This window comes from Peristeroidobacter soli (assembly GCF_004138485.1).
Lineage (GTDB): Bacteria > Pseudomonadota > Gammaproteobacteria > Steroidobacterales > Steroidobacteraceae > Steroidobacter > Steroidobacter soli.
Genome location: NZ_RYEV01000004.1, coordinates 705102 through 723489, shown reverse-complemented (window position 1 = coordinate 723489; position 18388 = coordinate 705102). Strand labels below are relative to the sequence as shown.

At 61.9% G+C, this 18388-nt stretch carries 15 protein-coding genes; 13 read left to right on the top strand and 2 right to left on the bottom strand.

What is annotated here, in order from left to right; genetic code table 11:
• Positions 1-76 precede the first annotated feature (76 nt).
• From EKO19_RS18925 to EKO19_RS18905, 5 genes are all read left to right on the top strand, one after another.
• Positions 77-649: an RNA polymerase sigma factor gene (locus EKO19_RS18925; RefSeq protein ID WP_129778005.1), complete on the top strand. Its 573-nt coding sequence runs from the start codon at positions 77-79 to the stop codon at positions 647-649.
• A gap of 17 nt (positions 650-666) precedes the next feature.
• Positions 667-1647: a FecR family protein gene (locus EKO19_RS18920; RefSeq protein ID WP_129778004.1), complete on the top strand. Its 981-nt coding sequence runs from the start codon at positions 667-669 to the stop codon at positions 1645-1647.
• Positions 1648-1725: 78 nt separating this feature from the next.
• Positions 1726-4269, top strand: coding sequence for a TonB-dependent receptor (locus EKO19_RS18915; protein ID WP_129778003.1), 2544 nt, complete (start codon positions 1726-1728; stop codon positions 4267-4269).
• 17 nt (positions 4270-4286) lie between these two features.
• The gene (locus EKO19_RS18910) at positions 4287-5393 is read left to right on the top strand and encodes a CehA/McbA family metallohydrolase (protein ID WP_129778002.1); all 1107 of its coding nucleotides are present in this window, start codon (positions 4287-4289) and stop codon (positions 5391-5393) included.
• Between the two features lie 97 nt (positions 5394-5490).
• Positions 5491-5949 carry an SRPBCC family protein gene (locus EKO19_RS18905; RefSeq protein ID WP_129778001.1) on the top strand — a complete coding sequence of 153 codons (459 nt, stop codon included), beginning with the start codon at positions 5491-5493 and terminating at the stop codon, positions 5947-5949.
• A 143-nt stretch (positions 5950-6092) separates the two neighbouring features.
• Here EKO19_RS18905 and EKO19_RS18900 read toward each other — a convergent pair whose 3' ends face one another.
• Complete coding sequence (locus EKO19_RS18900; RefSeq protein WP_129778000.1) at positions 6093-7916, bottom strand: glycoside hydrolase family 15 protein; 1824 nt, start codon at positions 7914-7916, stop codon at positions 6093-6095.
• A 74-nt stretch (positions 7917-7990) separates the two neighbouring features.
• Entirely contained in the window at positions 7991-8662 is a 672-nt protein-coding gene (locus EKO19_RS18895; protein WP_217705451.1) for an NUDIX hydrolase, read from the bottom strand.
• Between the two features lie 118 nt (positions 8663-8780).
• Here EKO19_RS18895 and EKO19_RS18890 point away from each other — a divergent pair, with 118 nt between their 5' ends.
• The 8 genes from EKO19_RS18890 to EKO19_RS18855 all read left to right on the top strand — a co-directional run bounded on the left by EKO19_RS18890 (position 8781) and on the right by EKO19_RS18855 (position 18354).
• Positions 8781-9590, top strand: coding sequence for a cysteine hydrolase family protein (locus tag EKO19_RS18890; RefSeq protein ID WP_129777999.1), 810 nt, complete (start codon positions 8781-8783; stop codon positions 9588-9590).
• A gap of 18 nt (positions 9591-9608) precedes the next feature.
• The gene (gene pncB, locus EKO19_RS18885; protein WP_129777998.1) at positions 9609-10880 is read left to right on the top strand and encodes a nicotinate phosphoribosyltransferase; all 1272 of its coding nucleotides are present in this window, start codon (positions 9609-9611) and stop codon (positions 10878-10880) included.
• Positions 10881-10885: 5 nt separating this feature from the next.
• A complete protein-coding gene (locus EKO19_RS18880) occupies positions 10886-12592 on the top strand; it encodes an NAD+ synthase (protein ID WP_129777997.1) in 1707 nt (568 codons plus the stop codon).
• Positions 12593-12657: 65 nt separating this feature from the next.
• Positions 12658-13680: an NUDIX domain-containing protein gene (locus tag EKO19_RS18875; RefSeq protein WP_129777996.1), complete on the top strand. Its 1023-nt coding sequence runs from the start codon at positions 12658-12660 to the stop codon at positions 13678-13680.
• Positions 13681-13885: 205 nt separating this feature from the next.
• Entirely contained in the window at positions 13886-15076 is a 1191-nt protein-coding gene (locus tag EKO19_RS18870) for a DcaP family trimeric outer membrane transporter (protein WP_129777995.1), read from the top strand.
• A 1-nt stretch (position 15077) separates the two neighbouring features.
• On the top strand, positions 15078-16115 hold the full coding sequence (gene glsA, locus EKO19_RS18865; protein ID WP_129777994.1) for a glutaminase A: 1038 nt from the start codon (positions 15078-15080) through the stop codon (positions 16113-16115).
• Between the two features lie 33 nt (positions 16116-16148).
• Entirely contained in the window at positions 16149-17513 is a 1365-nt protein-coding gene (locus tag EKO19_RS18860; protein ID WP_129777993.1) for a porin family protein, read from the top strand.
• A gap of 10 nt (positions 17514-17523) precedes the next feature.
• Positions 17524-18354, top strand: coding sequence for an amidohydrolase (locus EKO19_RS18855; protein WP_217705450.1), 831 nt, complete (start codon positions 17524-17526; stop codon positions 18352-18354).
• The last annotated feature ends 34 nt before the right edge of the window (positions 18355-18388 follow it).

Below are 18388 nucleotides of genomic sequence, written 5' to 3'. Positions count from 1 at the left end.
TCATTGAAGGTGAGGGAGTCCTTGTGCCGCTCGGTGCGGTTGCACCTGTCATCATTTCCGCAGAACGCTATGGGCCATGAGTCGTCGCTCCGCTGTCATCTCTGAGCCGGATATCGCGATCGAGAGCCCGCTCGATCACGAGGCGCAGCCATTGTTCGAGGCGGCGTTCCGGGAGCATTACACGCCGCTCGTTCAGTACTTGCGACGACGGATCGGCTGCGACAGTGAAGCCCGCGATCTGGCGCAGGATGCCTACGTCAGGCTGTTGCGCTATCGAGAGAACCAGAATCTGGAGTCGCTCAAGGCGCTGCTGTTCCGGATCGCCGCCAATCTGATGGGCATGCGATCGAGGCGGGCGCGGGCGCGCCACTGGAACGAGCATCAGCCAGTGGATGAAGAGCTCATCGTCGCGGCGGACAGTCCGTCGCAGGAACAACAACTGGGCGATCGGCAGCAGCTCGATCGCCTCATGGCCGTCATTCAACGGCTGCCCAACAAATGCCGCCAGGTATTCGTGCTCAGCCGGTTTCACGATATGGCCTACCCGGAAATTGCCGCCCGCTGCGGTATCAGTGTCAAAATGGTCGAAAAGCACATCACCAAAGCGCTCGCCATTTGCCGGGCCGAGGTAGGTGACTCCGGTTCGTGAGCATTGATACATCTGAAATGCACGGGAACACGCCTCCACAGATCCTTGCCGACGCCGAGCGCTGGTACGTCCGTTTGAAGGCCGCGGACTGCCACCCCGAAGAGCGCATGGAGTTCGAGCGCTGGCACGCCGTTCCCGAACATGCCGCCGCCTTCGCCCGGACCGAAGCGATGTGGCAATCCCTTGGCTCCCTCGCGCACCGCGAGGACATGGAGCGTCTTACCCAACAGGTTTTTACTGACACCGCGCATCGGCCGCGGTCGATGGCACGTCGCGTGTTCATCGCGGCTTCGGTCGTCGGCGCCGTCAGCGGTGGTGTGCTGCTCTATACCGCTGAGCGCAAAGAGCCGACGGTCATCTATGCGACCCAGGCCGGGGAGCGTAAGACCTTCGATCTCACCGATGGCTCGGTGCTCGCGTTGAACGTTGCGACCGAGGTCGAGATTCGTTTCAGCGACCGTGCCCGGCATGTCACATTGCGTCGGGGTGAAGCGCTGTTCAAAGTTGCGCACGACAAAACGCGACCGTTCACGGTGGCAACCGCGGACGGGGAAGTCGTCGCCTTGGGTACCCGTTTCCAGGTGCGCGATGACGATGCGAGGATCACCGTGACTCTGCTCGAAGGCAGCGTCGCGGTGAATCGTCCCGAGCTGCAACAGCGAACGTTGCTCGTGCCCGGCGAGCAGTTGAACTTCGTCACGGGCGAGACTGCGGTTGCGAGGCGCAACGTCGATACCGATGTGGTGTCGAGCTGGAGCACGGGGCGCTTGCGCTTTCGTGGCACTCCGCTCGCGGAGGTACTCGCTGAAGTGAATCGTTACTCCGCCAGGAAGATTCGCATCGACGATTCCTCCTTGCACGGCACGCCCATCAACGGTGCGTTTGCCATCGGCGATAGCGAGTCGGTGGCTGACGCACTGACGGTGCTGTTGAATCTTCACGTCTCACATCAGGACGATCTCAGCATCGTGCTTGCGCGGCGTATGAAACCTTTGTGACAAAGGTAGGGCGTCTGGAGCGTGCGGCATTTCATCGGGTAACCGTTGTGGGATGGCCACAGCACCAGGGAATTACCGATGTCAGAAATCGTCACAGCGATCAGGAATACTCTTTGTCTGGCGCTGGCCAGCGCGAGCGCGTTGAGCGCGACGCCGGATGCCAAGACGCCGCATCATTTCCAGATTGCATCGGGGCAGCTTGCCGACGCACTGGATGCGCTGAGCGAGCAGTCGGGAACGCAGATCATGTACGAAGCGCCGATCGCGAACGATGTTCGCGCGCCGGCACTCAACGATACGTTGAGTGTGAGCGACGCGCTCAATCGGTTGCTCGCGCGGACCGATCTGCGCGCTGACCGTGTCAACGACAGAACGGTAGTATTGCGCAGAGTCGCGCAGGCCGGGCCAGAGAAAACAAGCCCCACGAGCCGTCCGACGCGTGCGGCAGTGGTATCGCCTGAGACCGCGGTGGGTCAGGTCGAGGTGGTGACAGTGACGGCGCGCAAGCGCGAAGAACGTTTGCAGGATGTTCCTGCATCCATCGCGGCCGCATCGGCGGACACGCTTTCCCAGTTGAACATGGTGAGCGTCACTGAGCTCGACGCCGTGGCGCCGGGCTTGACGTTTGTAACCAACCCGAGCCGCTTCGGCTCCGGCCCCGCCATCGCTCTGCGCGGCATCAGCACGCAAACACAAGGTTCGGGCGTGCAGGATTCGGTGGCGATCGTCATCGACGGCGTCGTGTACGAGCGCGCCAAGGCTGGCGCGTTTCCCGATCTGAGCGACACCGAGCGGGTGGAGGTGTTGCGCGGTCCGCAAGGCACGTTGTTCGGAAAGAATGCCTCCGCGGGCGTCATCAGCATCACGACCAAGGATCCGACCGAGGAGTTCGTTTCGGAAGCGGCGCTTGGTTACAGCGATTACAATACCATCGACGTGCATGGCTCGATGTCCGGCGCGCTGCTCGAGGACCGTCTCACGGGACGAATTTCGGCCTACCACGGTTCCAGGGACGGCTACGTCAAGAACATTTACGACAACTCGGAGTGGGAAGACGACGAACAGACCGGCTTTCGCGGCAAGCTGGTGCTCGCGGCCACCGACACCGATAGACTCAAGCTGTCCACGGACTATGTCGAGCAGAAGAACGGCGGCGGCGCGAACATCATTCGCGCGTTCACGCCGCAGACACCGCAGTACGTGATAGATGATCTGGGCAGCATCGTCGGCCTTGAGAACGACAGGATCAACTCGCGCAGCCTGGGCGAGAATCGTCAGAAGTCTCGTGGAGCGGCGCTGCAGTGGGACCATGCGATCGGTGCATACGATCTCACATCGTTGGTTGCGTATCGCGCCTACAACCAGGACTTCCACGCGGGCACCTATACCTGGCTGACGCCGCGTAACGACGGCGATCAGTTCGGCTACACGGATCAGGATCAGTATTCGGCCGAGATTCGTATCGCATCGCCGACCGACGGGCCCATCGATTACGTGGCCGGGCTCTACCTGCTCAACAACGAAACGCAGATCGGGATACGCGATCCGGGCACTCTGGTGGTCGGAACGACGACCCGGCAGGCGAGCAACCAGCTCAGCAATGTCGAGATGCTGAACTACGCGGCGTTTGCGGAGGCGACGGCGGAAGTGACCGATCATCTGTCGTTCACCGCCGGCCTGCGTTACACCCACGACGAGGTGGACATGAAGGTGGTCGGTCTGCCTGTTGCCCCAGGGATGGTGCGATTTCGTCATCCGCTCGGCATGACGCAGGATGAGGCGAGTGCGAGCAAGGTTTCCTGGCGCGCGGGCGCGCAGTGGCGAGCCGATGAAGACCGGATGTTCTATCTTTCGGTCGCGACCGGCTTCAAGGGGCCGGGCTTCAATGTGAACATCGCCGCGATTGGCGATTCGCAGCCGGTCCGTCCGGAAACGTCCATCAGCTACGAAGCGGGCATGAAGTCGCAGTTCTTCGAGCGCCGTGTGACGTTGAATCTCAATGCGTTCCTGTCGACGTTCGAAGACTTTCAGACCCAGGGCGGGCTGATCGAGCCGAGCAATCCAAACGCCCGGCTGGTGCTGTTGAATGCGGGCAAGCTGAAGACGCAGGGGTTCGAGGCTGAGTTCGCCGCCCTGGTGGGTGAGTCGCTGGAGGTCGGCGCCAACGCGGCCTACATCGATGCGACATACGATCGCTTTACCAACGCGCAGTGCTATCCGGGGCAGCCGCAGGGTGCTGGTGAGTGCGTCGGGAGCGTGCAGGACCTGTCGGGTGAGCGCCTGCCGAACTCGCCGCGATGGAACGCCAACGCCTTCACCAAGTATCGATTCACGGTACCCGGCATCGCGTGGAACGGCTTCGCGACGCTGGACTACGGCTGGCGCGACAGCATTCAGTGGAATCCGCTCGGCAGCCCGTACGGCATCGAACCGTCGTATGGTCTGCTCGGCGCGTCCATCGGCATGCGGACGCAGAACGATCACGTGAATATCAAGTTGTACGGCAAGAATCTGACGGACCAGTTCCACACCAGCGGCATCGTCGTCGGCCAGGTCGTGACGCATTTCCTGCCGCCGGACTATCGAAGGATCCTCGGCATCGACGTGAGCTTCAGCTACTGAGGCGCGGGAGAGCAGGCATGACGTCGATCGTTCCGCAGACGGCGGCGCTGCTCGTCATGAGCGCGCTGTCCGCCAATGCACTCGCCGAAGCAGTCGCCGAGTCGATGAACTGGTATCGCTGCAATACTCACACGCACACCAGTGCGCCGCCCAAGTCCGATGCCAACGCGTCGCCGGAGTTCGTGGTCGAGTGGTACAAGGCACACGGCTATCAGTGTCTGGTGATCACTGACCATGAGTTCCTGACCGACGTCACGTCTCTGAACAGGAAGTACGCGGGGCGCAGCGATTTCCTGGTGATCCAGGGACAGGAGATCACGCAGGCGTTGATCGATGAATCGCGCCCCACTGGCAAACGTCACTTTCACATCAATGGCATCGGCATCGGACGCGCCATCATGCCGGTCGGCTATCCGGCTGGCGCTCGCGGTATCGCGCCAGTCGACATGTATGCGAGAAACATTGCGCAGATCCAGGCAGCCGGCGGCATCCCGCAAATCAATCATCCCAATCTGCAATGGTCGGTGCAGCTGAACGATCTATTGGCGTTGGAATCGCCTTTCCTGATGGAAGTGTGGAACGCGTTTCCGACGTCCAACAACCTCGGCGGCATCGACGACACTGGCGATGTCGCGGCTTCAACCGAGGCGCTGTGGGATAGCCTGCTCAGCGCCGGCAAGGTCGTGTGGGCCGTGGCGTCGGACGATACGCACGAGTATTACCGCTTCGATGACCGGCTCAGCCCCACGCCGGGGCAGGCTTGGGTGGTTCTGCAGGCGGCGCAGCTTACTCAGACCGCAGTCATGACGGCGCTGCGACAGGGCCGCTTCTATGCCTCCACCGGTGTGACTTTGCAGAGCTATGAGGCCGACGAGCATGGCATTTCGATGCGCCTGGTGCAGACGCCGGAATGGAGCCCGGCCACTTCGAAGCCGAACACACGGGTCGTGACGCGATTCATCGGCGGGGGCGGCCGCCTGCTTGCCGAGGTGACCGGGCTCAATCCCGCGTATCGTTTCAAAGGCGACGAACGATACGTGCGCGCTCAGATCATCGACTCGAACGGCCGCCGCGCCTGGACGCAGCCGGTGTTCCGAGATGGTCGTCTGAAACTGGCGGAGTGATCCCCGCCAATCGCGACTCACTTGTCACTCCCGCCGGCGGGAGCTTCTCGACCAGACTGTGCCTCGTCCGATCCAAAACAGCTTTCGAGGAGCAATCATGTTCGACATTCTGCATCGCGTGGGTATGAAGGCGTCGCTGGGCGAGGTCTATCGGGCGCTGGCGACGCCGGAGGGCGTCGCGGCGTGGTGGACCACCGAGACCACGGGCGATGACGAGGCCGGGGGCATGATCAAGTTCCGTTTCACCGACCAGACCGGCCGCGAGTTCGGCGTCTTCGACATGAAGATTCGCGAGTTGCGTCCGGACGCGCGCGTGGTCTGGGAAGTAGTGAAGGGACCGCCGGAATGGGTCGGCACGAACATTCGTTTCGAGCTGAAGCAGGAAGAAGATTACGCGGTCGTGCTGTTCAAGCACGAAGGCTGGCGTGAGCCCGCCGAATTCATGTACCACTGCAGTACCAAATGGGGCGTGTTCCTGCAGAGCCTGAAGTCGCTGGTCGAGACGGGTCAGGGCCAGCCGTCGCCCAACGACGTCAAGATCAGCAACTGGCACTGATCAATATTTCAAGGCGTGTCGGCCGCGCTCGCCCGGCACCAGGCCGATGAACACGATGGCGTGTTTGTCGGCGTCCCAGGCGAAGGGCTCGGTGCTGTAGGGCGTTCGCAGATCGCTGGCGGCCAGGCCCTCAGGTTACGACGTTATGCCCGAATCCTCTGGCGTCCGGACATCCTCGCCTCGGAGCGCTGTTCAGCCGGCTTCTTGGCGTGTGCCAGATTGCAGGCCGTCGCGACCAGCGACAGATGGGAGAAGGCTTGCGGAAAATTGCCCACCAGCCGCTTCGTGACCGGGTCGTACTCTTCAGCCAGCAGACCCAGGTCATTGCTCAGCGCCAGCAAACGTTCGAACAGCGCCTGCGCCTCATCCAGCCGTCCACACATGGCATACGCATCGGCGAGCCAGAAGCTGCAGGGAAGAAACACGCCTTCGCCGGGCGGCAGGCCGTCGTCGGTGGCTTCGGTGTCGTAGCGTTGCACGAAGCCGTCGCGTAACAAGCGCTCTTCGATGGCTCGCACGGTTCCTTGCACGCGCGGATCGTCGGCGGGCAGGAAGCCGAGCTGCGAGATCAGCAGCAGGCTGGCATCGAGGTGCTTCGAGCCATACGATTGCACGAAACAATTGCGTCGCGAGTCGAAGCCTCGCTCACAAACCTGGCGATGGATACGGTCACGAAGCGCGCGCCATTCGTCGATGGGCGCGTCGAGCTGGTAATCGCGCGCGTCCTTGATGGCGCGATCGAACGCGACCCAGGCCATGATCTTGGAATGAGTGAAATGCAGCGGCGGCCCGCGCACTTCCCAGATGCCATAGTCCGGCTGTTCCCAGATCGTTGCCAGATACGCCAGCAGCTCGCACTGCAGATTCCAGCCGGTTTCCAGCGTGGCGATGCCGCCTTTACGTGCCTGATGAAGCACGTCCATGATTTCGCCGAAGACGTCGAGTTGCAGCTGGGAGTGAGCTGCATTGCCGATGCGCACCGGCGCTGAGTTTTCGTAACCCGGCAGCCACGGCACTTCCCATTCGGTGAGCCGGCGCTCACCGGCGATGCCATACATGATCTGCAATTGATTCGGGCTGCCGGCGATCGCTCGCAACAGCCATTCGCGCCACGCCACCGCTTCGTCGAAGTGACCGGCATTCATGAAGGCGAGCAGAGTCAGCGTGGCGTCGCGCAGCCAGCAATATCGATAGTCCCAGTTGCGCACGCCCGCGACCTGTTCGGGAAGTGACGCGGTCGGCGCGGCCACGATGCCCCCAGTCGGGCCATAGATCAACGCTCGCAGCGTGATGAGCGAGCGGGTCGCGGCGTCGGGCCAGGGCTGGGCCTGTTGACCTTTCGCGACCCACTCGCGCCAGAAATGTTCGGTATCCGCGAGCGCGCAATCGACGTCCGGCTTGTTGGGCGGCGCCAGATGCGATTGACAATGAGTGAGCACGAACGAGACCCGCTCGCCCTGTTTGATGGTGAAGCGGCCCACGCTTTTCAGGTTCTCGCCTTTCATGTCGACATCGGCGTGTAGCAGGAGCATGTCCGGGCCCGCGATGGCCTGCCACGTGTCGCGCTCCGAATGGGTCACCCAGGGCACGACGGCGCCGTAGCCGAATCGGATCACCAGCTCGGTGCACAGATCGATCTTGCCGCGCTCGCCGTTCACGAGGCGGATGATGTCCGAGGCTTTGCCTCGCGGCGGCATGAAGTCGATGATGGTGGCGGCGCCGGTCTCGCTTTCCAGTCTGGTTTCGAGAATGAGGGTGTTGTCGCGATAACGTCTGCTGACTTTGACGTTCGCGTCGACGGCGCCGAGGCGCCAGCGGCCGTGCTCGGGCGTGCCGAGCAGCGCCGCGAAGCAGGCATCCGAGTCGAAGCGGGGCCAGCACAGCCAGTCGATGGAGCCGTCGCGGCCGATGAGTGCGGCGGTCTCGAGATCGCCAATCAATGCATAATCTTCAATTCGGCCCGGCATCGTTCTCAGTCAGCAACGGTTACTCCAAGGTCAACTCATGGAGCGCACCGATTGTTGCTGCCGGAACGTTGCGCTTATCGCGACAAATTGCGCTCGGCCATCGCGACCGTATTCGAAGCTTTGCGCTTCAGGCGATACAACTGCGCCGGACGATGTGCCCCGCGCGTGGTGGGCTGGGCCGGTGCCGGTTCGACGACGTCCAGTTCTTCGATGCGACGACGAAAGCCGCGCTTGTCCAGATCGGTTTTCAGCAGCGCTTCGTAAACTTTCTGCAATTCGCTCAGCGTGAAGGTCGGCGGCATCAAGTGCACGGGCAGGGAAGAGTAGGCCGTCTTGGATCGCACCCGCTCCACCGCCGCGCGCAGGATGTCGCGATGATCGAAGGGCAGCGAGCGGATCGAATCGACGGGCCGCCATTTGAGTGCGTCGCTGGCCGCGGCGGCGGGCACCAGGGCGTAATAGGCAATCGAGACCGACCAGCCGCGACTGTCGCGATGCCGGCTGGCAAAAGTCTGCAACTGCTCCAGATAAGGACTGTCGATGCCGGCTTTGGTTCGCAGAATCCGCGTGGCCGCGGCCAGCGCGTCTTCATCGGTATCGATGTGTACGAAGCCACCGGGCAGCGTCCATTCTCCCTCGTTGGGCGGGCGGGCTCGCTGTAACAGAGCCGCGCACAGTTCATTCTCCTGCAGTGTCAGGAGCACGATGTCCACGGTGACGATGGGCTGCGCAGTTAGTGCGTTCAAGGCTTTAACATAGCACAGGCCGCGGCTGTCCTTGGTGAAGGGGCCCCGGTACTCGTAAATAGTTAGTGCATAAACGCACTAACAGGATTAGGATGCGGCATCGGTTGGAGCAGGACACATGCACACGCTGTTGATCATCGATCCCCAAAACGACTTCTGCGATCCGCGGGGATCATTGTTCGTGCCGGGGGCGGCCGGGGATATGGAGCGTCTGGCTGGCTTCATTCGCGCCACCCGGCGCCAGCTGGGCGAAGTCATCGTGACCCTGGATTCGCACCCGAGCGTGGCCATCGAACGGCCGACGTTCTGGCGTCGAGGCGATGGCGGGCCGGTGGCCGCGTTTACTCAGATCACCCATGCCCAGCTCGCGGCCGGCGAGTACAGCCCCATCGAGCCCTCGTTGCGTTCGCGGGTCCTGACTTATCTACAAGCCCTGGAAGCGCAGGGACGGTATAAATTGATGGTCTGGCCGGTGCACTGTGTGATCGGCGCCTGGGGACACAATATCCCGAGCGCGGTGCTCGAGGCGGTGGGTGAATGGGAGTCGCAGGTTCAACGCGGAGCGTTCAAAGTGCTGAAGGGCCAGAATCCGCTGACGGAGCAATACAGCGCCGTGCGTGCAGAAGTGCCGTCGGCGGACGATCCGCGCACTCAGACCAATCGCGAGCTGATCGAGCAGTGCCGACCCGGGTCGGGGTTGCTGCTGGTGGCGGGCGAGGCGGCCAGCCACTGTGTGGCGGCGACGCTCGAACACCTGTTCGAAGCGTTCAGCGATGAGGAAATCCGACGTGTGATATTGCTATCGGATTGCATGAGCCCCGTCGCAGGGTTTGAAGCCGAGGCACGGGGCTTCATCGACGGCGCCGTGGCACGCGGCGCCCGGGCGATGACCAGTACTCAGGCGTTGACTGAAATCTCCACGAATTAAGCTCTGGCGAGTCGTCCCATGTTCACACCCATCATTCGCTCGCTGCTCGACACCGACTTATACAAGCTGACCATGCTGTCGCCGATGTTGCATCGGTTTCCGGCGAATCAGGCGGTCTACAGCTTCGTGTGTCGCAACTCACCTCAGTATCCGTTCGCGACCTTGAAGTCGGACGTCGAGGCGCAGCTCGATCATCTGTGTACGCTCACTTATAGCGAAGAAGAGCTGGCTTACCTCGCGACCAAATCGTACTTCAAGAGCGACTTCATCGACTTCCTGCGCATCTTCCACTTTCAGCGGCGCTACATCTCGGTCAGCACCGAGGGCGACACGCTCGAGGTCGTGGCGCGCGGACCGCAGATTCATGTGATGGGCTTCGAGATCTTCGTGCTGTCGATCGTGAATGAGCTGTACTTCCGCCGCTTCACCACGCCCGAAGTGCTGGCGGAGGGGCGCCGGCGGCTGGCGGACAAGATTCTGATGCTGCGTGACTTTCGGACTCAGAGCATGGTTGCCGAGGTGCCGGCGCCGAATGTGTTGAAGTTCGCGAATGGCACGAGCGCTCCCATGGAGGGCGGCGCGTTGCACACGATCCGACACCCGTTCGAGTTTTTCGATTTCGGCACGCGGCGCCGCTTCTCGCGCGACTGGCACGAGGAGATGGTGGCGACGCTGGCTCGCGAAGTGCCGCAGTACTTCAAGGGCACCTCGAATGTTCACCTGGCCAGGAAGTACGGTATCGCCGCTATCGGCACCATGGCTCATGAATATCTGCAAACCTTCCAGGCCGTGGGCGTGCAGTTGAAGAATTTCCAGAAGGAAGCGCTGGAGGCCTGGGTACAGGAATATCGGGGCGATCTGGGCGTGGCGCTCACCGACGTGGTCGGCATGGATGCGTTCATTTCCGATTTCGATCTGTACTTCGCCAAGCTGTTCGACGGTTTGCGTCACGACTCGGGCGATCCGGTCATCTGGGGCGAAAAGGCGCTGGCTCACTATCAACGCTTGAAAGTGGATGCGCACACCAAGCGCCTGGTCTTCTCCGACAGCCTCAACATCCCGAAGGCGCTGCGGCTCTATGAGCACTTCTCCGACCGCGTGCAGTGTGGTTTCGGCATCGGCACGGATCTCTCCAATGACATGGGTGTTCCTGCCTTGAACATCGTCATGAAGCTCACCGAGTGCAACGGTCAGCCGGTCGCGAAGCTGTCCGACACGCCGGGCAAGACCTTGTGCACCGATGAAACCTTCCTGGCGTATCTGCGCCAGGTTTTCAAACAGGCTGCCTGAACATCATGCCCACGCTGACCATCGCGCTTGCTCAAATCAATCCCACCATTGGCGACATCGACGGCAATCTGGCTCTGATCGTTGCAGCCGCGCGGCGCGCGCACGCGGCCGGCGCGCAGTTGGTTGCATTCCCCGAGCTGTCGCTCACGGCTTACTACCCGGCCGACCTGCTCGAAGATCCCGACTTTCAACGCCGCCTGGCGAAGGGCGTCGCAGCGCTGATCGCCACCAGCAAAGAACTGCCGGATCTGCACTGGGTCGTCGGCGCGCCCACGCCCAATACGGGCATCGGCAAGCCGCTGTTCAATTCGTTGCTGGTGGTGAAGAACGGCGAGGTGCTGCTTCAGTATCACAAGCAGTTGCTGCCCACCTACAACATCTTCGATGAGCGCCGGCATTTCGAGCCGGGCCCGGATGTGGCGAAGATCCTGGACATCGAAGACGTGCGCGTCGGCTTCATGATCTGCGAGGACGGTTGGAACGACGAAGAGCGCGACTACGTCGTCAATCCGTTCAAACGACTGGCCGACGCGGCGCCCGATCTGGTTGTTTCGATCAACGCCAGCCCGTCCAGCATCGGCCGGCGCGAAATGCGCCATGACATCTTTTCCAAGGCGAGCGCGCGTCACGGTCTGCCGCTGGTCTATGTCAACCAGATTGGCGGCCACGACCAGGTGATTTACGACGGCGCATCGTTCGCCGTCGATCCCGCGCGCGGCGTCGTGATGGAGGGCGCCCGCTTTCAGCCCGACCTCATGGTCCTGCAAGTGCATTCGCGCGCGAAGTTTCTGGATCGCGAGGGCAAGGAACTCGGTGCGATCAATGTCAAAGGTCTCTCGACCAACGAGTTCTATCGCGAGCAGTTGGTGTTGGGCTTGCGTGACTATGCTCGTCGCTGCGGATTCTCGACGGCAGTGGTCGGCTGCTCCGGCGGCATCGATTCCGCGCTGACGTTGGCAATCGCCGTGGAAGCGCTGGGCGCGAAGAATGTCGTCGCGATCACGATGCCCTCGCATTACTCGAGCACCGGCAGCGTCACGGACTCGCAGCGTTTGTGCCAGAACCTGGGGATTGAGCTGTACACGCACTCCATCGGCGATCTGGTCGGGCAATATGCGGGTCAATTCGGCACGGTGTTCGGCGAACCTCTGGTGGGACTGTCCAAGGAGAATCTGCAGGCCCGCATTCGTGGCACCATCCTGATGGAGTTTTCGAATCGCTTCGGTCACCTGCTGCTGACCACGGGTAACAAGAGCGAGATCTCGGTGGGCTACTGCACGCTGTACGGCGACACCAATGGCGGTCTCGGCGTCATCGGCGACCTATACAAGACCGAGGTGTTCGGGCTGTCGCGCTATTACAATGAAGTGGCGGGCCGCGAGATCATTCCAACGGCTATCATCGACAAACCGCCGTCCGCCGAGCTGGCGCCGGGTCAGAAGGATACGGATAGTCTGCCGCCGTACGAGGTGCTGGACCCGATCCTGAAGACGCTCATCGAAGGCTCGCGTCTGTCGCAGAAGGAAGGCGAGGAGGCGATGAAGTTCGTGCGGGAGACGTCGAAGACGGACGCGGGCAAGGCGCTCATCGAACGAGTGAAGAAGATGATCGCGCGTAACGAGTACAAACGTCGGCAGGCACCGCCCATTCTGCGCGTGCGGTCGCGGGCCTTCGGCAGTGGGCGCCAGATGCCCATCGCCGCGAAATACTGATCTGGCAACTTGAACCGACCGTTTCCCCCGCAGGGGGAAACAAAAAACCTGTCTCTAGAAGTAATATGACCTCGAACATCGCCGTCATCATTGGCCGGTTTCAAATCCTGCAACGTGGGCATGGCACGTTGCTGCAGCAGGCGCTGGCCATCGCGCCTCAAGTGCTCATCGTCATCGGCTCGGCGTTCCGGGCGCGGGATGCTCACAATCCCTTCACGTGGGAGGAGCGCAAGCAGCAGTTCGAGGCGGTGCTGACGCCGGAGCAGCGGCAACGCGTCGAGTTCCTGCCGGTCCGTGATTACTTCGACGATCAACGTTGGGGCGACGCCGTGCGCAAGGGTCTGGAGCGCGTTGCCGGTCGCGGCGCTCAGGTTACTTTGGTGGGCTTCAAGAAAGATCACACGTCGAGTTATCTCGACGCTTTTCCGGGCTGGACGGTGCATGAAGTCGAGCCGCAGGTCGACATCAGCGCCAGCGACCTGCGTCGCGTGTACTTCGAGACGCCGAACATCTCGGCGGCGCTGACCGTGATCGGCAACTACGTCGAGCCGGGCGTGCGCGATTATCTCCAGGCGTGGGCACAGCTGCCTGCTTATCGTCAGTGCCAGGCGGAGCATCGGGCGGTCGTTGCGTATCGTGAGAAGTACACCGCGCCGTTCTCTCTGACCTCGGATGCGGTGGTGACCACTCGACAGCATGTCCTGTTGATCAAGCGCGGCGGCACCATCGGTCATGGCTTGTGGGCGTTGCCCGGTGGATTCGTCGAGCCCTGGGAACGTTTCTACCCCGCGGCGGTGCGCGAGTTGGCGGAGGAGACCGGCTACAAGCCGCATCCTGGGCAATTGCGAGCGGCGCTGAAATCTTCCGCCGTCTTCGATCATCCCGCGCGCTCGCCGCGTGGCCGGATCATCACCAACGCGTTTCATTTCGATCTTGGCGATGCGGAGTTTCCCGATGTGCAAGGCGCCGACGATGCGAAGCTCGCGAAGTGGATTCCGATCGCGCAGTTGCCATCGCTGGAATCGCAACTGTTCGAAGACCACGCGTGCATCCTGGATCACTTCGTCGGGCTCTACCCCGAGCCCTGACCGAGCGGCTTCCGTGCTACGCGCTGTTCGTAGCGCGCGCTTTGCGCATCGAATTTGGGCTTTGCCACTTCGGGGCTCGCAGATATGCGTTGAGCTTGTGATTTAGGGCAGCTCGGCGTTCACCTCGAGACAGTGTCGGTATCTCGCAGACCCGACTAGCTTGTGCGTGCTTGGCACGCGCTATGGGCTGGCGGGAGACGGGATAATGCGAACGTTGCTGCTCGGAATCTCGAGTCTGTTGTGCTCGGCCGCAGCGATGTCACAGGACGACAGCGGCTCGACCATGGACGTCTACGGCTTCGCCATGCTCGATATGGGATATCAGAGCAAGCAGAACGATCCCGACTGGTTCGATGTGGTGCGGCCGACCAAGCTGCCGGCCTTCAAGGATCAATTCGGCTCGGACGAAAACTGGTTCGCGGGCGTGCGGCAGAGCCGCTTCGGCGTCAAGACCAGCACCCCGACCGGGCTCGGCGATCTGAAGACCACGTTCGAGTTCGAATTGTTCGGTACCGGTGTCGACGCCGGTCAGACGACGTTCCGTTTGCGTCACGCCTACGGCGAACTGGGTCACTTCGGCGCCGGCCAGACGTGGAGCCCGTTCATGGACATCGACGTGTTCCCCAACTCGATCGAGTACTGGGGACCCAACGGCATGGTGTTCTTCCGCAACGTCCAGGTGCGCTGGATGCCGATTCAAGGCGATACGCGGCTCACGTTCGCGCTGGAACGACCGGGCGCGTCGGCCGACCAGGGCAACTACGCCGATCGCATCGAGCTGCAAAACATCTCGCCGCATTTTCCCTATCCCGATCTGTCCGGCGAGTTCCGACTCGGCCGCGAGTGGGGCTATGTCGAGATCGCCGGCATCGTGCGTTACCTCGAGTGGGAGGACCGGCTGGCGGATCAATTCAATCTGTCGGGCGACGACATCGGCTGGGGCGTGAACCTGAGCTCCAACATCAAGCTCGGCAACAGTACCCTGCGTCTGCAGGCCGTGTATGGCGAGGGCATCCAGAACTATATGAACGACGCGCCTGCGGACGTAGGCATTCGTAACAACTTCAGCAATCCGAGCCGGCCCATCGTCGGGGAGGTGTTGCCGGTGCTGGGCATCGTCGCCTTCATCGACATCAACTGGAACGATCACATGTCGACCTCGCTGGGCTACTCGATGGTCGACATCGACAACTCCGACGGCCAGGCCGACGACGCGTTCAAACATGGCGACTACGCACTCGTGAACCTGCTGTTCACGCCGGTGAAGAATTTCATGTGGGGGCCCGAGGTCCAGTACGGGCGCCGGGAAAACTTCCGCGACGGCTTCACTTCGGACGATCTGCGCGTGCAGTTCTCATTCAAATACAGCTTCAGTCGCACTTTTGGAGGAGGTTGAGATGAGCTCGCGCTGCGGTTTCCTCGGGCTTGCGTCGCTGCTGAGCGTGTTGGCGATGTCGCCGGCGCTGGCGCAGATTCAATCGGCGGATCAGGTCCAGCAGGCGCTGAACGCCGTGTACACGAAGTACAAGGACTCCAAGGACGGCAAGAATGCCGATTACATCCCGGCGCTGGCGCGCGTCGATCCGAAGATCTATGGCATCGCGCTGGTCACCACCGGCGGCAAGATCTATACCGCCGGCGATGTGAAGTCGGAGGTGTCGATCCAGTCGATCTCGAAGGTGTTCACCATGGCGAAGGTCATGGAAGAGCAGGGCCCGGATGCGATCGCCAAGCGCATCGGTGTGGATGCCACCGGCATGCGCTTCAACTCCATCGTCGCCGTCGAGTTCGCCGAGAAGGAGTTGGGTGGGCCGGAGATCAATCCGCTGGTGAACCCGGGCGCGATCACCGCGACCAGCATGGTCAAGGGCAGCACCCGGGATGAGGTCTGGAACAGCATCCTGGATTTTCATTCGGCGTTCGCGGGCCGTCCGCTCAGCGTCAACAAGGAAGTGTTCGATTCGGAAGCGGCGACCAATCAGCGCAATCAGGCGATCGGTTCGTTGATGTATGCCTACGGCTTCATCAAGGACAACCCGGCGCAGGCAGTCGACATCTACACCGAGCAGTGCGCGATCAGCGTCAACGCCAAGGATCTGGCGACGATGGCGGCGACGCTGGCCAACGCAGGCAAGAATCCTGTGACCGGCAAGCAGGTGATGAAGTCGTCGAATGTGCCCGAAGTGCTGGCCGTGATGGCGACCGCGGGACTCTATGACGACTCGGGCAAATGGCTGTTCCACACAGGTCTGCCGGCGAAGAGCGGAGTCGGTGGCGGCCTCATCGCCGTGTCGCCGGGCAAGTTCGGTATCGCAGTCGTCTCGCCGCCGCTGGACGAAGCGGGTAATAGCGTGCGAGCCCAGCGGGCGATCACTGACGTGTCGAACACGCTCCACGGCAATCCATATGCACCGACGGTTGCCAACGAGCAGTGACATCACGCCGGCCGGGAAACAGCGAGGGGAAGCATGAGCGCATCGTCGCCATGGTTTCGCATACTGCACTTGTCCATGTGGTCCTTGCTGCTCCTGGCTGGCACCGCGATCGCCGAGGAGACCGACGTGCCCGCGTCGGATGCCGAGGTCGCGTCGACACCCCGGCTCTTCGAGGGCGACCCGAGACTGGCCGACGAGAAACCCATCTGGGGCGCGCTCGATACGGCCGGTCAAGGCATCGTGCTGTTCGACAACAAGGACATCGGCCAGGTCGCGCTGAGCGCGTATGCGTTGGTGCGCTACATCGATCAACGGCCGGCCGATCAGAGCTTCGTCGATCACCTGGGCAATGAGCACGACATCGATACGCGACGGGACATCCAGTTCCATCGCGCGATGATCCATTTGAAGGGCTGGTTCTATACGCCGAAGTTTCGTTACCAGATCACGGTCTGGACCGTGATGTCGACGGACCAGACCACGCTGTACGGCTTCCTGGGCTATCAATTCAACAAATGGTTCAATTTGTACGGCGGCATCAACACGCCGGGCGGCTCGCGTTCAGTGATGGGCTCGCATCCGCTGTGGCTCGCGAACGATCGTGTCATGGCCGACGAATTCTTTCGCGGCAGCTTCACCGGCACGCTGTGGGCCAACGGCGAGGTGCTGCCAGGGCTGTGGTACCACGTCGCGCTCTCCAACAATCTGAGCCAGCTCGGCATCACCGCCAGCCAGCTCAGTCGTGACATCGGCACCGGCTACGGCATGTGGTGGATGCCGACCACGCACGAGTTCGGTCCCCTGGGCTCGTACGGCGACTGGGAATATCACCAGACCCTGGCGACGCGCTTCGGCTTCTCGCATGTCCGCAGCCGCGAGAATCGTCAGGAAATCGACAGCACCAAGCCCGAGAACTTTCAGGTCAGGCTGGCGGACAGCCTGCTGCTGTTCGAAACCGGATCGCTCGCGCCTGGCGTCACGGTGCGGGAGGCCGACTGGGAATCGCTCTCGATCGATGCGGGCATCAAGTACCGGGGCATCTTCCTGCAAGCAGAGTATTACCGGCGCCAGCTCGATCACTTCGTCGCCGACGGCCCGGTGCCGGTCAGGAAGATCGTCGATGACGGCTTCTATGTGCAGGGCGCGTTCTTTCCGATCAAACAGAAGCTGGAGCTCTATGGCGCGACGTCGTGGGTATTCGGCGACACCGATGCCGGCTTTGGCGAATCGCGCGAATACCTCATTGGCGCGAACTATTACCCGGCGCACACGCGCAAGTTGCGTGTGAACGCGCAGATCATCGACGTCAAGAAATCCGCCGTGAGCAGCACGTTCGGCTTCTATGTCGGCGGTCAAACCGGCACGACTTACTCCGTAGCGGCGTCAATGCTGTTCTGAGAGGGAATATATGCGCCCATTTGCCGTTGTTGCCGCGATTGCATGGACGGCGGGCGCGAGCCACGTCGCTGAATCGGCGCAGCCGGCGTATCAGGTCAACGACGCGCACTTTCATTTGACCAACTATGTTCAGGAGGGCACCGACATCCGCGACTTGCTGCGGATCATGGGCGATCGGGTCGGGCGGGTCGCCCTGTCCGGCATCCCGCTGCAACAGACCTGGTCGTACCGGAACACCGGTAACTTCGCACCGACGTATTACCTGCAGACAGATTCGCCGCTCTACTATTATTCGTTCACCGTCGCCCATATCGCGATGGCGTATCTGTCGCTGCCCGAGCATGATCGGGCGCGCTTCGATCCGATGATCACCGGCTTCAATCCCGCCGACATGTACGGGGTGGATCACATCAAGCGGGTACTGAGAACGTTCCCCGGCGTGTTCACGGGGACCGGCGAGTTCACGATTCACAAGGAGTTCGTCAGGCCGATCGAGAATCAGCTGGAACTGCTGGAGCGCGCGCTGAGCGATCCTGCCAGTGCGCACGTGTCGATCGATATCTCCTGGATGGAAACGGCGAAGTACATCGTCGCGACGCCCGAGACCACCCGTCGGGTCGCGCAGACCATCAACCGCTTTCCGGATCGCTTCCTGCTCGGGACCGACGAAGTCGCTTCGACGGATCAGGCGAGCTATCTGCAGATCTATGACGTCTATCAGCCGCTGTTCGCTCAGCTCACGCCGGAAGCCAGCGAGAAACTGCGCAAGGGGAACTACGAGCGTCTGTTCGATGAGGCGCGCCGCCGGGTGCGTGCCTGGGAGAAGGCCAACGTGAAATGACGCGCGGCTGTCCTGGAGGGCATGACAGGAAACT